The sequence below is a fragment of the Kineococcus sp. GCM10028916 genome (genome assembly GCF_042674865.1).
Lineage (GTDB): Bacteria > Actinomycetota > Actinomycetes > Actinomycetales > Kineococcaceae > Kineococcus.
Genome location: NZ_JBHTFM010000012.1, coordinates 1 through 15,333 on the forward strand (window position 1 = coordinate 1; position 15,333 = coordinate 15,333).

Here is a 15,333-nt window from a genome sequence, read left to right on the forward strand (position 1 = left end):
CGCGGATGATGCTGCGTCGGCTGACCAGGCCGAGGCAGCACTCACTCCATATCTGAAACAGTCACCAAGAAGATCCCGCCGATAGCCCAAGCAGCACGCACTACGTGGCCCTGCTCGCCCTGCCTCTGCGCCACCGCCGCCAAAGCCACCGCAACGATGACTGAGACCACGCGCAGCAGCAGCTGCGGCCCACGTCGGTGGCGCCAGCCGGCGCGGTTTGTTGGTTCCGACACCGGATCAGCATCGCGTACCGCTGCCGCTGCTAGGGCAGCCACCGACGGCTATCACCCCTTCGAGCAAGCTTGTGACAACTCGTCAGCCCGTGTGCCTGGCCCGCTGCAGGCGACGTCCGTTCATGCTGCTCACCAGAGGTCACCGACGTCTCGGTCATGGCTTGATATGCGGGTCATCGAAGGTAACTCGAGCACAATGATCATCCGCATAAAGCCGCAATCGGCACATGATCGAAGCAACTGGTCGAGCTCGCTCCGCGCCGTCGCGGCAAGGCGGTCCCACTCACCCGCAGACCCGCAAACCCGAAGGACCACTGGAGCGCGTCAGTCCCTCCCCTCATCGATGCGCTCGCTCCATTCGGCGGATACCAGCTCAAGGTCGCTCATCCCGTGTCGATGGTTCAGCGATGAAGGATGTCCCTGCGACGTCCTCGACCGACACCTGGCGGACCCGCCCGGCTGCGACACGGTGACGAACTCGAGGTGGAGCATGTTCAAGAAGTCGACAGCGGCCGCAGCAGCGATGACCGAGCAGATGAACCAGGGCCGAGCCGACGTGCAGGCAGTCACCGAGGTCGTACGCGCCCTGGCCAAGGCCCGCACCCCCGAGCAGGCCGTGCAGGTAGCACTTGACACCGTCCGTGACCGCTTCGGCTGGGTCTACGGCTCCTACTGGACCCTCGACCCCACGGCTGGTGTCCTGCGCTTCGCCCAGGACAGCGGCGACGCCGGTGCAGAGTTCCGCCGGGTGACCCTGGAAGCCTCCTTCGCCGAAGGGGTCGGGTTGTCCGGGCGCGCCTGGCGCCAGCGTGACCTCGTCTTCGTCGCCGACCTCGCCGAGATGACCGACTGCGTGCGCGCCCCCGTCGCCCAACGCGCCGGGGTGAAGTCGGGAGTGTGCCTACCGATCACCGCAGGTGGGCAGGTCGTAGCGACCATGGACTTCTTCACCACCGACACCCTCGACCCCTCCCCCGGCCGGCTAGAGGTGCTGCGGGCCGTGGCCGTGCTGGTCTCCGGTGCGCTGGAGCGCGCCCACGAGGCCGTGCGCCAGGAGAAGGCCACGCAGGACGTCGAAGCCGTCTCCACCGTCATCCGCGAGTTGACGACGGCCGCGAGCGAGGAGCAGGCGCTGCGGGTGGCTCTAGAAACCATCCGACGCGACTTCGACTGGCAGTACGGCTCGTTCTGGCGCCTGGACGACTCCCTGCACACCGCCGCGCAGGTCCTGCGCTTCGAGCTGGAATCCGGCGACGCCGGCGCGGAATTCCGGAAAGTCACCCTGGAAGCCACCTTCGCCAAGGGCGTCGGCCTCTCAGGCCGAGCGTGGGCCAGGGAAAACTTGGTCTTCGTGGAAGACCTCGCCGAGATGACCGACTGCGTCCGCGCCCCCGTCGCCCAGCGCGCCGGGGTGAAGTCCGGTGTCTGCCTGCCGATCCTAGTCGGCGGACGTGTCGTGGGGACCATGGACTTCTTCGCCACCCGCACGCTCGTCATGTCCACCAGCCGCGAAAGTGCGCTGCGCAACACCGCCTTCCTCATCGGGCAAGCGATGGAGCGTTTCGCCGCGAGCCGGCGCCTGGCCGAGGCCGGTCGCGACCTGGTCACCTCCATCAGCGAGGTGGAACGCAACGTCGCCTCGGCCAGTGAGGTCGCCTCCCGCGGGGAGTACCTGGCGGTGGAGGCCAACGAGCAGGTCGCCGCCCTGGGGCAGGCCAGCGTGGAGATCAACGAGGTCGTCCGCGCGATCCAGTCGATCGCGGCCCAGACGAAGCTGCTCGCACTCAACGCCACCATCGAGGCCGCCCGCGCGGGTGAGAGCGGTAAGGGCTTCGCCGTGGTCGCGGAGGAGGTCAAGGAGCTCTCGGGCGAGACCGAGCGCGCCACCACCGATGTGAGCGCGAAGGTCAGCACCATTCAGAGCCGAGTGGACGCCGTGGTGGCGTCCCTGAACGGTATCCACGCCGCCGTGGAGGAAATCAACCAGACCCAGACCCTCATCAGCGGCGTCCTCACCGAGCAGGTAGCCGTCACCCAGGCGATCCTCAGCTGAGACGTCGAGTCACGACGCCGCCGGATCATGACGCCGCCGCGTCACGACCCCGACCGCGGTGCCCGGCTCAGCTGCCCGGCTCAGCTGCCCGGCTCAGCTGCCCGGCTCAGCTGCCCGGCTCAGCTGCCCGTGCCACTCCCCGGGCGCGCCTCAACGATCTCGCCGAGCAGGACCGCCAGGTGTGCGGACTGGGCCGGTGACAGCGGGGCGAACAGCCGCCGCACGTCGTAGCGCGCCCGGGCGGCGACCTGACGCACCAAGTCCTGCCCAGCCGGGGTGATCTGCAGCAGGACCTTCCGGCGATCACCCGGGTCGCGGTGGCGCTGTAGCAGCTGCTTGCCCTCCAGCCGCCCGGCCAGCAGCGTCACGCAGGACTGCTGAACCATCAACTGCATGGCCAGCTCCCCCGCGGTGCGGGTCCCGCACATGTCCAGGAAGTACAGGGCCCGCAGGTCACTGGTCACCAGCTCCACCTGCGCGGCGGCGGTGTCGAGCAGCGCGCCGACTGCCAGACCCACTTGCATCGCCAGGTGGGCCAGTTCCAGGCCGCTCGAGGGCGAGACCGCGACGACGTCGTGCAGCGTCTGCGCGCCGGGCAGTGCCAGCGGAAGCGCCGCGGTGGAAGTTGCAAGGACTTCGACACCTGATGGCTCGGTGATCATCAACGCTTCCACCCAGGCTCCATCGACGCCAGGTTCTAGAACTTGAGTGGGCCACCACGGCAGCTCACGCACGATCGGCCTCATCACACCCTCAGCGGGAGCAACGATGCGGTGCGGGCGGAGGTACCAGGGGATCGTCGCCGACGAGGACGGCGGGCTCCTGCGGTGTCGGCCCTGACGTTCACCTGCCCTCATGTGACCGGAAGAACACCTCGTGGTCATCCCGCGGTGTGCTTGGTCGCCTCGGGGTTAGCGACGACCGGATGTGACGAATCGCGGACGATCCTCTCGGGGATGACTTGCACCGTCGCCGACGCCAGCAGACTCACGGTCGGCTCGCGCCCCATCGAGTTCGAAGCACTCCTACAAGCCGCTCAGGCGGCCTGATCGCCCCTACCGACCGGGGTCAACGGAAGTAGGAGCAGACCCGGGTGAGACCGTCACGTTGAGACTCAGGAGGCTCGGCGCTGGCCTGGTCGCCGTCACTGAGCATCGGTGATCGCCTTCATCGCCGAATCGATGAGGTCGGTCAGGGACTGCACCCCGTCGCTGTCAACCCACTGGGTCATCGCAACGGTCAAGCAGGCCATACCCGCCGCGGCCAGAGTGTCAGCTCGCAGTTCGGCTTCATCACGGGGAAGGTCGGGGGAGGTCGAGAACAGGCGGGAGACCAGGATCTCGCTGAGGGATCGACGCCAGTTCGTCTCCTTGTCGACGTGCTGCCCATTCATCTCAGGGACCTTCAGCATCATCCGCGACAGGTCCAAGGACCGCTCCCGCGCCAGTGACAGCTCAGCCATCCACTGGAAGGTGTGCCTCAGAGCAGTCCATGGAGTCTCCTCGGCGGGGCGGGCGGCCAAGACCGCGGCCATGTCCTCACCGGTGGTGGCCATGGTCCGGCTCAGCACCGCGTCCTTGCTGGGGAAGTAACGGAAGAAGGTCCGCTGCGACATGCCCGTGGCTGCGGCGATCTGGTCGACGGTCGTCTCGTCGTAGCCCTGATCCAGGAACAGCTCCAACGCCACAGCAGCAAGCTCGGTCTGCATTGCCCGGCGGGCCCGATCACGCATGCCGACAGGCGGCGCAGTCTCACTCACTCCGTCAGAGTAGCAGCAACTGTAGGGGTTGACAGTGACTGTCATGTGCGGCATGGTCAGTCATATCGATGACCGCAGTACGTCGCAGACGGCTCCCCGTTCTGCTTGCGCGATACGACGCCCACCTCACTCAGACCACCCGACAGGGGACACCAGCCATGCACAAGAAGACGATCGTGATCACCGGAGCCAGTGACGGCATCGGCGCCGCCGCCGCGGAGAAGCTGGTCGCCGGCGGCCACGAGGTGGTCATCGTGGGCCGCTCGCGCACCAAGACGACTGCGGTCAGCAACCGCCTCAAAGCGCCTTTCTTCGTGACGGACTTCTCCGACCTGGCCCAGGTGCGCGCCTTGGCCCGCGACCTCAAGGCCGCTTACCCGCGCATCGACGTCCTGGCCAACAACGCTGGCGGCGTCTTCGGCAAGCGCACCGTCACCACCGACGGTCACGAGACGACGTTCCAGGTCAATCACCTCGCGCCCTTCCTGCTGACCACCCTGCTGCTGCCGACCCTGACCGCCAGCGGCGCCAGCGTGGTCGCGACCTCCAGCGTGGCGGCGAGGCTCTACAGCGACATCAACCCTGACGACTGGCAGAGCGAGCGCGGCTACACGCCCAACACCGCCTACGGCAACGCCAAACTGGCCAACATCTTGTTCACCAAGGAGCTGCAGCGCCGCTACGGCAGCCAGGGTGTGAACGCGGTCTCCTTCCACCCCGGCTACGTCGCCAGCAACTTCGCCAACGACACCACCAGCTGGTTTCGAATCGCCTACCGCACCCCTCTGCGACACCTGATCATGACCACCCCGCAGAAGGCCGCTGAGCGGTTGACCTGGCTGGCCGAAGGAACCGCGGGGTCCACCTGGCAGCAGGGTGGGTACTACGACGGCAAGAAGGTCGGCACGACGCACACCCGCGCAGCGGACGACGACCTCGCGCGCCGACTGTGGGACGACAGCGCCCGCATGGTCTGACCCCCCGTGAGCGACCCACACCGGTGACCACCCGCCATTGAGCGCGCCCTACCCGCGATGGCCGACACCGCGCCGATCTGGCCTGGCCTCCCACACCTCCACCCCTCATAGCCCTGCCCGTCACACCGCTGCTGCACTGCAACGAAAGAGAGATCCCATGTCCAAGACCTGGTTCATCACCGGCACCTCCCGCGGCTTCGGCCGCGCGTGGGCCACCGCAGCCCTCGAACGCGGGGACAACGTCGCAGCCACCGCCCGCGACACCGCCAGCCTGGCCCACCTCATCGAGCGCTTCGGCAACGCGATCCTTCCCCTCACCCTGGACGTCACCAACCGCCAGGGCAGCTTCGAGGCTGTGCAGCAAGCCCACCAGCACTTCGGCCGCCTCGACGTGGTCGTCAACAACGCCGGCTACGGACACTTCGGGTTCGTGGAGGAGCTCAGCGAGTCCGAGGCCCGCGATCAGATCGAGACAAACCTCTTCGGTGCCCTGTGGGTCACCCAGGCTGCGATCCCGCTGATGCGCGAGCAGGGCGCCGGGCACATCGTGCAGGTCACCAGCATGGGTGGACAGGTGGCTTACCCCTCGATCGGGATCTACCACGCCTCCAAGTGGGCCCTCGAGGGTCTGACGGAATCCCTGGCCCAAAAGGTCGCCGGATTCGGCATCCGCACCACCTTGATCGAACCCTCGCCCTTCGCCACCGACTGGGCTGGGGCCTCAGCAGCCGCCTCGACCCCCCACCCGGCCTACCAGCCGATGCGCGAGGCGATGGCGAACCTGGGCGTGGGTACCCAGCCCAAGGCCGAGGACTCCGTCGAGGCCATCCTCGCTGCCATCGACGCCCCCCCAGCCCCCCACCCGACTGCTGCTGGGGTCCTACGGCTACGACGAAGTCACCAGCACCGTCGAGCAGCGCCTGGCCGACTGGCGCACCTGGGAGACCATCTCCCGCTCCGCCGACGGTTCCTGACGCACAACCCCCACTTCAACTCCAGCACGCAGCACGCCACCCCCTCCGTGGCCCCTCGCTCCCCCCATTACCGCATCCAGATCGGATGCCCCAACGTCAGGAGAAACCATGACCACATTCCTCATCACCGGCGCCGGCAGCGGATTCGGCAAGGGCGTCGCCCTGCAGCTGGCCCAGCTGGGACACAAGGTCATCGCCGGGGTCCAGATCTGGCCCCAGGTCTGGCAGCTGCGCCAGGAGGCTGAAACCGCGAGAGTCCAGCTGGAGGTCATCAAGCTGGACACCACCAACGAGATCGACCGCGCCCACGCCTTCAGCTACGACATCGACGTGCTGTTCAACAACGCAGGCGTCCTGTACTCCGGCCCTGTCACCGAAGTCCCCGACTCGCTGTGGCGCGAATCCTTCGATGTCAACCTGTTCGCCACCATTGCGATGACCCGCGGCTTCATGCCCGCCCTGGTCAAGAAGGGTGCCGGCAAGATCGTGTTCGTCTCCTCCATCGCAGGCTTCGGCAAAGTGCCGTTCCTGTCCCCCTACGCAGCGACCAAGCACGCCCTGGAGGCCGTCGCCGGCATCCTGCGCCAAGAGGTCAAGGGCCACGGCATCACCGTCCAGACGGTGAACCCCGGCCCCTACCTGACCGGCTTCAACGACATGGGCTTCGAGTCGATGCACCAGTGGTTCGACTCCGAAACCGCGACCATCGCCGCCCCTCCCGCCTTCGAGGGCACCCTGCCTGGGCAGTACGACCCCGAGCAGATGATCACCGCGATGGTCGAGGTGCTCACCGGGAAGTCCAACGCCTACCGCACCATGCTGCCCGCCGAGGTCGCGGAGCAGATCAAGGCCGATCAGGCCTCCGAGTGGGACATCACCATCTGAGGATTCTCACCGGCACCGACCTACCACTTCGGAAGGCCACGTCACGCACCTCTTCGACAGACTGGACCGGCCGTTGCGGCTGGTCGAAGGCCATGACGGCAGCACGCGCGTGCCGGTGGGCAGGTTCTCGACGCGGGCGTCGGGTGGAGCGGCGAGCACACGCGAAAGGTGCGTGAGCGAAGTGACTGTCACACCACCCGACAACACTGTTGCCGTGACTGACCTTGCGGTGCATGCCTCACCCATCACCACCACTGGGGTCTGCTGAATCTGCCACGCCTCCACAGTACGATCCACCGACATGGACGAGGACCATCCGGGCAGGACCGCCGCCCAGGCATCACGGTCCCAACCGTCGTGCAGCCTGAACCACCTCCGCGGTTGCTGCGGCCACACCGCCCGGGTGCTCTCCTCAGCTCGGGATGCGTCCTGAGTGAAGGCGGGTGGTCGCAAGGTCACCGCAGTCGCGGGTGCGTGCGTCCGCAACCAGGTGGTGACTCGCGTCCAGGACACCTCGACAGAGGCATCCGTGTCCACGACATCATCATGGCGGCCAACAGCAGGCGGCCTACAGAGTTCACGGTCATCCCGCGGTGCGCACTGGGCGGGCCATCACCTCCCCCGCCGGGGTCAGGCCCCCTCCTCATCCAAACGGAACCCATAGCCGGGGTCAGCCAGCCACTGCAGCAGGGAATCACCGTCGTCGGCCCACGCATCCCAGACGTGCCCAGCACCGGTGAGGTACAGGTGCCACCTCTGCGGGTCCCGGTCATCGGGTTCGACGTGCAGCGCATCGCCGGCCCACCGACCGGTAGTCACCGTTCCGGTGCGCGGACGGCGCTGCACAACCCACTCCGGCAGGGCCCTCGACTCCCCAGCGACGGGTGGACTCGCCAACACACCGGCCACGAAGGTGAAGCCGGGCGCTGTCGCGCGGCACGGCCGGGCGGGGGCGTCGGGGTCCTCGTGCCCGATCTCGTACAGGCAGTCGTCGCAGCCCTCGGCGGGGTCGTGCCCGCGCCAGTCGTGGCGGCAGTGCGGGCAGTCGCCGTAGAACGCCCGCCGTGCCCGCTCGGCGCGCCAGCGGTCCCGTCGCCGTCTGAGGTGGCTGAACACCGGATCACTGTGCCAGGACATCGCACGGTCATCCCGCGATCTGGGCGGTCACGATTGACCTGCGACGTCGCAGTCCCACCGATGCACGACGGTCATCCCTGCCCGTAGGCCCTCGACATGACGTGGCCCGGCCGACGGCGAGGTATGGACAGCCCGCCCGGCGTGATGGGCGGCTGCATCGCCACCTGGCGGCGAGGCCACAGCGACCTGGGACCAGACTGCATGAGGTGAACGCGGACGAGGAAGTCACCACACCACAGCTCGAGGTGGCCCTGGAGGGCGGCAACATGGGCGGCGCCGTCCGCGTCGGGACCACGGTGCGTCGCCCAGCCGGCCCCTGGACCGCGACCGTTCAGCGCCTGCTGCGGCACTTGTACGAGCACGGCCTGAGCTGGACGCCGCAGCCGCTGGGACGCGATGAACGCGGACGCGACATCACCACCCACCTACCGGGCACCGTCCCCAGCTACCCCCTGCCGCCGTGGGTATGGACCGATGAGGTCCTGATCCAAGCAACTGAGTTCCTGGCGCAGTTGCATGAGGTCAGCGCCACCTTCAACACCGAAGACGCCAGCTGGCAACTGCCTACCCACGAGCCAGCCGAAGTCATCTGCCACAACGACTTCGCCCCCTACAACACGGTCTTCGAAAATCAGCAGCTGAGCGGGGTCATCGACTGGGACACCGCATCACCGGGCCCGCGCGTGTGGGACGTGGCCTACATGGCCTACCGACTGGTGCCCCTGACCGACCCCGCCACCGGCGACGGCCTGCCCAACACGCTGTCGGAGAAGGCGCGGCGACTGAGCCTGGTGTGCAAGACCTACGGCCATGACCTCGACCCGGCCCAGGTGGTCTCCGTCGCCGTGGATCGCATCCGCGATCTCGCCGCCTTCACCCAAGCTCGCGCCGACGCCGGGCACGAGCGCCTGCACGCCCACGTCAGCACCTACCACCAGGACGCGGCCTGGATCACCGCCAACGCTCAGCACCTGCCTGCCGAAGAGCCTGACCTACCGGCCTGACGATCACGCGCCGTACCGCACCGCGACGTCAGGCACGCTGTTGACCGCGTAGCGACTTCACGGTCATCCCGCGGTGCGCGTGCGCACGGTCATCCCGCGGTGTGCGCGGTCGCCGGTGGCCGGCGACGTCGCGCTCTTGGCGAGATGCGCAAGATCAAATCGCCACCTCCAGCGATCGGCGCCGGGCATGATGACGAGCACATCGACGTGCCCTGGAGGTGCCCGTGATCGACTCCCACCACGCTGAGCTGAGCATCCAGAGAGCTTCCCTGCTCGCTACCGGCCTGGGAGGAGCAGCGCTAGTCGCCATCGCGCTGCCCCTGCTCGTCGTAGCCACGGTGTTGCCTGGAGACTTCGACGGGAACACGCTGTCTGACGCCGCCCGGGCCGGCGCTGCGGCGATCGCCCTCTGCCTGCCGGTAGGGGTGACCGCGACCGTTGCTGCTTGGCGGCACGCCAACGTACGGGTCAGCACCCTCCTGGTGGCCGTCCCCGAGGCCCTGGTGTTCGCCGTCGTCTTGCTGTGGTTCCTACTCGCGCGAGGCTGATCGCCCCCCAGCTGCACGCGAGCACGGTCCTCTGCGTGTTCACGGTCAATCCCGCGATGTACGGGCGCTCAGAAGAGCTTGAAGCAAGCGGCGGTCACGAAGGCGACACCGAAGGTGCCGAACATGATGATCTTTCCAGTGCGGCTTGTAGGACTCCAGCCGCCTCCGGGAGAGGGATCCCAGGGCATCAGCTACCGCACCTCACTTCTTGCGCCGAGCGAAGCGCGCTGCGGCTACTGCAAGGATGATCACCAGGACCACGATGAAGGCAATGGCGCCAAACGCCCCACCACCGCTGGTCGGGTTCACGTAGTCCTCCAGAGATCACGAGACCCGCAGGCTACTGCGGGACCCCGTTCAAGAGCTCGCCACAGAGGCAGCGGCGTACGCTAAATGGGGCCGCTAACGTATGATCATTCCGTGGTGCGCGTGTGCACGGTCGCCGCGCTGCTGGCGCATCACTCAGCGTCCGAGGAGGCATAAACCCCTCATGCTGAGGTAATGACTGAGCATCATTGGCCTGCACAACGCCCACCTCATGAACTGGGCGTCATCGCCCACGGCCCCCTCATCCTCGCCCACACCCCGGGCATCACCGTCGGCCTGCGCTGCATCTACGCGCACCCCAGCGGCCTGCACCTACCTCTGGTGCTACGCGCGTACGGTGAGCGCATCCCCGCCGCAGCCGCCTGGTCCTACGGCAACGTGCGCCGCTATCGCGAGGCCGCCCCCGGCACCTTCGACGCACGGGCCAACACCTTCAGGACCCCGAAGGACACAGGTGAGGTCCCCTACTCAGTGCCGCAACTGGTTGTGGAGGTCAACGACGTCCGCGGAGTAGCAAACACCACCGGAGCCCTGCATGCCAGCGACGACGAGCAGGTGTGGGGGCGAGACGCGGCCTACTGGATCAGTGACCTGCCACGGGACGGCTTGCTGAGCATCAGCTTGTCCTGGCCCCAGGTCGGCTTGCCCGAAACCCAAACCGACCTCACCTTGACCGGCATCGAAGACCTGGCCTCGAAGGTCCTACCCCTCCTCGGAGCGGCCCCTCTGCCGTAGTGCGCTCGGTTGCGGTTCTCGACTCGTGACATCGCGGTCATCCCGCGTTGTGCGCGCTGTCACCGGCAGCCGGCGACGTCGCGCCTATGGCGATGTCCGCAAGATCATCCGGAGACGTCCGCGAGAGGTGATCATGGACGACATGACGTCGTGGAACCTGACCGTCGACGGGCACGACTGGCTGGTCGAGCAGCAGTCCGACGAGCCCAGCACCTACCACTTCGCCTGGCTCACCGGCCCCAACCCCGACTACGGCTTCACCCTGGGCACCTCCAACGGCTTCGCCATCACCGAAGCCGACATGCGGCGGTCGGTCGCCAACTTCCTCGCCGACATCAACCCTGAGACCGGCTACCTCGACTGACCGCTGAGGTGCCGACCGAGCTCACTCCGTCGGTACCAAGCGACGTCACGGTCATCCCGCCGTGCGCGCGGCGATCACGCGGTCTAACCGAACGGACGGTCCAGCTCACCACGACTTAGCGTCGTGCAGACCACTCCGTGAAACCCTGCGTGAACTGGCCGTCGCGGTAGCACTCCTGCCGCCAGCGCACCTGTCCCGCAACGAACCCAGCCGGCGAAAGCTCCAGCAAACGACTTTCCCCGTACCCCGGGTCCAGCAACGGATCGCGCAGAGCCTCCACCGCGATGGACGCACCCCGGTCGGCCGGGCCGTACTCGTCGTTGTTGATCCCCAGATGGTAGCTCGACAGGTCATCCAGCTGCAGCAGCAACTCCTCCGCCACCCCCCACCGGCCCAGCACCCCCGCCAGGAACCCACGGGGGCCGCCCATCGACGCACCCCACAACGCGTCCAAGCGGGACACCGGCACCTCGCCCACCCGGGCGGGCGCTGGATACCGGTGCACATCAGCCAGGACCGCCTCGCGTGAGGGCGCCACGGGCTCCCACCGAGGCGCCGACTCCTCCTCCTGGACAGTGCCGTCGACGTCACCGGTACCACCAGTGAGGTCGGTCTCGGGCTCTATCGCCAGGTCGGGGTCGTCGGGGTCATCGCCTTCATCGCGCCGCCGCCGGGCGGCCTCTACCCAGCCATCGATGTCTTCGTCGGACGTCTCATCTTCCGCTGGGAATGACCCGTCGCGTGGTTCGCGTCCTGAACCGGGCACCAGCTGCCACTCCAGAAATCCCGACACGCCCACCGGCCGGTAGCTGCCCAGCAGGGCGCCCTGCTCCAAGACGGCAGCGATCTCAGAGAGCATCTGCTCAACGCCGTCCCACTGCCGGCCGTCCTGGTCCCCGAGCACGGTGATGCACCCCGACCACGGACCGGGGCGGGTGTCGACGTAGAGGACACCGCCGTCGAGGTTCACCGCGATCGGGACGAAGGAGGGCAGGAATCCCGGCGGGACCATCCCCGCCGGCTGCGTCGCGGCCTCCCACATTCTCTGGGCGTCGTCGGGGTCTGCGTAGGGCGACCGCAGCGCGTTGGCCTGTCTCTGCAGCTGGGCGCGGTGTTCCTGGACGACGCCGGCTAGTGGCAGCGGCATCCAGGGTCCCAGCAGCAGGCTGTAGGGGTACTCCTGGCAGCCGTCGTGCAACTGGTACCAGTGCCGCAGCTGCTCCGGCCACCTGCAGCCCATGGCCGCCTCGGTTGCGGCTAGAGCATCGGTCCCGGCTGGGGGGCGCAGGGATCGGACGGCTTCAGGGGCGTGTTGCTGACACCAGGCGACGATGCGCGACCAAGACTCTGCGACCACCACGCCAGCTTGGCAGTCGCTCAGCCTTCTGAGGGCACTTCAGGCACAGCCTCCGGCGACAGCTACCTCACGGTCATCCCGCGGTGCGCGTGGAGCGCACGCTCACCCTGCGCGGCGCGGGACGTCGCGGTCGTATCCCTCGCCCCGTTGTCCAAACCAGCCGAACCACGAACTGCACAGCCGCTCGCCCAGGGCGGTGAGATCTATGGCTCTGATCAGCAGACCCAGTGAAGATCGCGGGTGAGTAAACTCAACCTCCGTCGCCACCGGCCATGCTGGCGACGTGGAGTCCTTCCTAGCCCTGCTCACCCTGGCCCTCCTCGCAGCAGCAGGTATCACCGTCTTGTTCGCCGTCGTGTTGGCCCTGGCCACATCCCCACGCCGAAGGTTGGCAACTCTTCTGGCTCTGGCCGGCGGCGGGCTCGCAGCTATCTGGGTCGTGGTGAGCTACCAGGGCGGTGTCCGCGCCGATGAGACCGGAACCGGCGGCAACATCCTCGACGACGTCGTCTGGCTGGTCGCTGCCTTGGCCCTCAGCGTCATCTCGTTGGTCGTGGGTCCCCGGCGCCGTCGACACCCCCACGGCCCGCTCTCCTGACCTCTCGGTACGCCGCCGCCGACAACACCCATCGGGCGATGACGTCGACCCCGGCCGCGAACGCCGGCTCCTCCGGCCGGCCCAGGAACCCGTGCACGCTCTCGTGGAGCACCCGATGCTCCACCGGTGTCCCCTCGGCCATCAGGTCCCAGGCGAACTGGTCGCTGGAGGCGCGCATCCCGTCGCGGTCGGCGTCCAGCAGCAACGTCGGGGGGAAACCGCGCAGGCGGTGTCCGCCGGGGAACGCGGAGGGGTCTCGCAGCCGGGTACGGGAGGTGGTGTAGTTGAGGTTCATCGCCAGCATCGGCCAGCGAGAGTGAATGAACCGGCGCCGACCTCGAAGCCGGACCCGCACGGCGCGGGATCGCGGAGGTAGGCGGGCATGGAAGAAGCCATAGGCCAAGACGACCCCGTCGGGGCGCGAGGCCTCGTTCGCGCGCTTCTCGACTGCGCCGTTGCCAGCGGTGTTCGTGGCCGTGAGCGCAGCAGCCGCACCGGCCGCCAGGCACGCCCCGGCGCTGGCTCCGCCCAGCAGCAGCGGCGTCGGGTGGGGGTGGTGGATGGATCGGACGTGAGCGAGGACCGCGCCCACATCGTGGACCTGGGCGGGGAAGCGTGCGCGCACCACACCGCTGGCAGAGCGGGGCGGCATCGGCCACCGGGTCGAAAGCAGCGGCGCCAAGGGGTAGTCGACGCTCACCACCCGGACACCGACCACGGCGAGGGCTCGGGCGAAGGCGTCAGCTTCGGGCTGGTCGAGGCCGCCGGCGAAGAAAGCGCCCCCGTGCAGCCACACCAGCGTCGGGTGGGCCGTCCCGGGATCGGTCGAGGAGGGAGATGGTGGCGGTTCGTACCAGCGTGTGGCGACCGGGCCGTGCAAGCCACGCACGACGGTGTCAACAGCGACGACGGGAGAAGACGGAACCACGCAGGCACGCTAACGGGACGATGACGACCCGACACGGGCCCTGCCGACTGCTGGAGCCGAGGCGGTCCTTTGAACGACCACCCATCGACTTACCGGTCATCCCGCAATCCGCGCGAGTCTCAGACGCCAGTGAGCGTGGTGCGCAGCAGGCCCACGGCCTCGCCTTCGATGCGACGCAACGCCGTCAGCTCCTGGGACGTCCAGCGCGGACGGTAGGCGGCCAACCCGAGCGCCCATGGCACGTTGGCCGCGAACAGCTTGTCGTAGGCCCGATCCGCCCAAAACCCCCGATCCCCCCGCACCCGCCCCAGGCTGTACGCGACGTCGATCGCCAGGTTCCACACGTTCAACGCCGCCACCACCGGCACCGCCCTCCCCGCGTGAGACAACCAGGCCCGAACCTCGTCGACATCGATCACCACCGCGTCCTCGGCCTCGTCTGCAACCCCCTCACCCGGTGCCTCCTCACTCGTGGCCTCCCATCCGTACGACGTCGCCGCGTCACGGATGCCGGCCTCGGAGTCCGCGACCTCCAGGCGCCCTCCCCGGGTCGCCAGGCAGTCATTGCCGTCGCGGTCCTGCCCCCACCACGCGTAGCGGGTCCGCCCATCGACTCGCACCGGTACCGGCTGACCCGTCAGCGGGAACCGCCCCTCCAGGGGCGAGGGGCTCACCGAGGCACCCACTGCCACGACGCGGGTCATCTCGGTGCCGGTCCAGCCACCAGGCGCAGAGCACTCTCGTAGCCGCCGGCGATGTCCACCCGGGTGATCGCCTCCACCGCACGCTTAGTGGTCTCGCTCTCCCACTGCGCCGCGATGGTGACCTCCAGCAGATCCACCCAGTGCCGACCCACTGCGCGCACGACGCCGACGAAGCAGACATCGGGGTCTCGCCGCTCCGGGTGCAACGCAACGACCTCCTCACCGTCGCCTTCGCTGCCAGCCAGGCTGGTCAGCAGTCCCCGGCGGGAGTCCAGGTCCAGATCCAGCGGGACGGGTGGCAGCGGCCACTGCTCGCGCCGGCGCAGGGCTTCGGTGATGAAGCGGGCGTTGGCGCGGGGTTCCACCACGCTGACGTCGCGCAGACGCACCGCGCTCCAGCCGGTGAGCCAGATGTCGTTGGAGACCCGGGCCAGGAGCAGCCAGCGCCGGCCGATGGCCACGACGTAGCCCTCCAGCCAGTCCATGTCGTCATCACCCGTGCCGCGGTAGACCCGGACCAGGAGGGCGTCGGCCTGGGCCGCGGTCAGCTGCTCGGTCGTGGGGCGAAGTTCGGAAGACATCTCGCCAACGTCGCACGGGCGCGAGGGGAGGTGCCACCGACTTCACGGTCATCCCGCGTCGTGTGCGATCCGGGGCAGCCATCGACGACCTCAGATGACGAACCGCGGATGGTCGTCGGGCCGTCTGCGGCCTCAGCGATCCAGGCGGCGCACCAACCCGCGGGCCTGC

At 68.2% G+C, this 15,333-nt stretch carries 14 protein-coding genes and 1 pseudogene; 8 read left to right on the forward strand and 7 right to left on the reverse strand.

The genetic code is table 11. The features are described 5' to 3' along the window. Window positions 1-723: 723 nt before the first annotated feature. Window positions 724-2,286: a GAF domain-containing protein gene (locus ACFQ46_RS11355; protein ID WP_380259603.1), complete on the forward strand. Its 1,563-nt coding sequence runs from the start codon at window positions 724-726 to the stop codon at window positions 2,284-2,286. Between the two features lie 119 nt (window positions 2,287-2,405). On the opposite strand, the gene ACFQ46_RS11360 is transcribed toward ACFQ46_RS11355, so the two are convergent. Both ACFQ46_RS11360 and ACFQ46_RS11365 read right to left on the reverse strand, forming a co-directional pair. Beyond that, complete coding sequence (locus tag ACFQ46_RS11360; protein WP_380259604.1) at window positions 2,406-2,960, reverse strand: MarR family winged helix-turn-helix transcriptional regulator; 555 nt, start codon at window positions 2,958-2,960, stop codon at window positions 2,406-2,408. Between the two features lie 470 nt (window positions 2,961-3,430). Next, a complete protein-coding gene (locus ACFQ46_RS11365; protein WP_380259605.1) occupies window positions 3,431-4,045 on the reverse strand; it encodes a TetR family transcriptional regulator in 615 nt (204 codons plus the stop codon). 176 nt (window positions 4,046-4,221) lie between these two features. On the opposite strand from ACFQ46_RS11365, the gene ACFQ46_RS11370 reads away from it, so the two are divergent. From ACFQ46_RS11370 to ACFQ46_RS11380, 3 genes and pseudogenes are all read left to right on the forward strand, one after another. Continuing rightward, a complete protein-coding gene (locus tag ACFQ46_RS11370; protein WP_380259606.1) occupies window positions 4,222-5,022 on the forward strand; it encodes an SDR family NAD(P)-dependent oxidoreductase in 801 nt (266 codons plus the stop codon). 157 nt (window positions 5,023-5,179) lie between these two features. Next, a pseudogene (locus ACFQ46_RS11375) lies at window positions 5,180-5,996 on the forward strand (SDR family NAD(P)-dependent oxidoreductase). A 108-nt stretch (window positions 5,997-6,104) separates the two neighbouring features. Next, window positions 6,105-6,881: an SDR family oxidoreductase gene (locus tag ACFQ46_RS11380; protein ID WP_380259607.1), complete on the forward strand. Its 777-nt coding sequence runs from the start codon at window positions 6,105-6,107 to the stop codon at window positions 6,879-6,881. Between the two features lie 630 nt (window positions 6,882-7,511). On the opposite strand, the gene ACFQ46_RS11385 is transcribed toward ACFQ46_RS11380, so the two are convergent. Further along, on the reverse strand, window positions 7,512-7,997 hold the full coding sequence (locus tag ACFQ46_RS11385; RefSeq protein WP_380259608.1) for a hypothetical protein: 486 nt from the start codon (window positions 7,995-7,997) through the stop codon (window positions 7,512-7,514). Window positions 7,998-8,224: 227 nt separating this feature from the next. On the opposite strand from ACFQ46_RS11385, the gene ACFQ46_RS11390 reads away from it, so the two are divergent. The 4 genes from ACFQ46_RS11390 to ACFQ46_RS11405 all read left to right on the forward strand — a co-directional run bounded on the left by ACFQ46_RS11390 (window position 8,225) and on the right by ACFQ46_RS11405 (window position 10,996). After that, on the forward strand, window positions 8,225-9,022 hold the full coding sequence (locus ACFQ46_RS11390) for a phosphotransferase (RefSeq protein WP_380259609.1): 798 nt from the start codon (window positions 8,225-8,227) through the stop codon (window positions 9,020-9,022). A 224-nt stretch (window positions 9,023-9,246) separates the two neighbouring features. Continuing rightward, the gene (locus tag ACFQ46_RS11395) at window positions 9,247-9,570 is read left to right on the forward strand and encodes a hypothetical protein (protein WP_380259610.1); all 324 of its coding nucleotides are present in this window, start codon (window positions 9,247-9,249) and stop codon (window positions 9,568-9,570) included. 501 nt (window positions 9,571-10,071) lie between these two features. Further along, window positions 10,072-10,632, forward strand: a complete 561-nt coding sequence (locus ACFQ46_RS11400; RefSeq protein ID WP_380259611.1) for a hypothetical protein — start codon at window positions 10,072-10,074, stop codon at window positions 10,630-10,632. Between the two features lie 133 nt (window positions 10,633-10,765). Beyond that, window positions 10,766-10,996 carry a hypothetical protein gene (locus ACFQ46_RS11405; protein WP_380259612.1) on the forward strand — a complete coding sequence of 77 codons (231 nt, stop codon included), beginning with the start codon at window positions 10,766-10,768 and terminating at the stop codon, window positions 10,994-10,996. 115 nt (window positions 10,997-11,111) lie between these two features. On the opposite strand, the gene ACFQ46_RS11410 is transcribed toward ACFQ46_RS11405, so the two are convergent. The 4 genes from ACFQ46_RS11410 to ACFQ46_RS11425 form a co-directional block, all read right to left on the reverse strand. Further along, window positions 11,112-12,353 (reverse strand): SMI1/KNR4 family protein, encoded by a 1,242-nt coding sequence (locus ACFQ46_RS11410; RefSeq protein ID WP_380259613.1) that lies wholly within the window; start codon window positions 12,351-12,353, stop codon window positions 11,112-11,114. Window positions 12,354-12,892: 539 nt separating this feature from the next. After that, window positions 12,893-13,747 (reverse strand): alpha/beta hydrolase, encoded by an 855-nt coding sequence (locus tag ACFQ46_RS11415; RefSeq protein ID WP_380259614.1) that lies wholly within the window; start codon window positions 13,745-13,747, stop codon window positions 12,893-12,895. Between the two features lie 251 nt (window positions 13,748-13,998). Beyond that, window positions 13,999-14,553: a hypothetical protein gene (locus tag ACFQ46_RS11420; protein ID WP_380259615.1), complete on the reverse strand. Its 555-nt coding sequence runs from the start codon at window positions 14,551-14,553 to the stop codon at window positions 13,999-14,001. A gap of 26 nt (window positions 14,554-14,579) precedes the next feature. Then, window positions 14,580-15,164 (reverse strand): hypothetical protein, encoded by a 585-nt coding sequence (locus tag ACFQ46_RS11425; RefSeq protein WP_380259616.1) that lies wholly within the window; start codon window positions 15,162-15,164, stop codon window positions 14,580-14,582. Between the last annotated feature and the right edge of the window lie 169 nt (window positions 15,165-15,333).

What these genes read in the sequence shown, in the direction of transcription:
- ACFQ46_RS11355 (WP_380259603.1), top strand. Translation starts at nt 724, where the DNA reads ATGTTCAAGAAGTCGACAGCGGCCGCAGCAGCGATGACCGAGCAGATG.
- ACFQ46_RS11380 (WP_380259607.1), top strand. Translation starts at nt 6,105, where the DNA reads ATGACCACATTCCTCATCACCGGCGCCGGCAGCGGATTCGGCAAGGGC.
- ACFQ46_RS11400 (WP_380259611.1), top strand. Translation starts at nt 10,072, where the DNA reads ATGACTGAGCATCATTGGCCTGCACAACGCCCACCTCATGAACTGGGC.
- ACFQ46_RS11405 (WP_380259612.1), top strand. Translation starts at nt 10,766, where the DNA reads ATGGACGACATGACGTCGTGGAACCTGACCGTCGACGGGCACGACTGG.
- ACFQ46_RS11425 (WP_380259616.1), bottom strand. Translation starts at nt 15,164, where the DNA reads ATGTCTTCCGAACTTCGCCCCACGACCGAGCAGCTGACCGCGGCCCAG.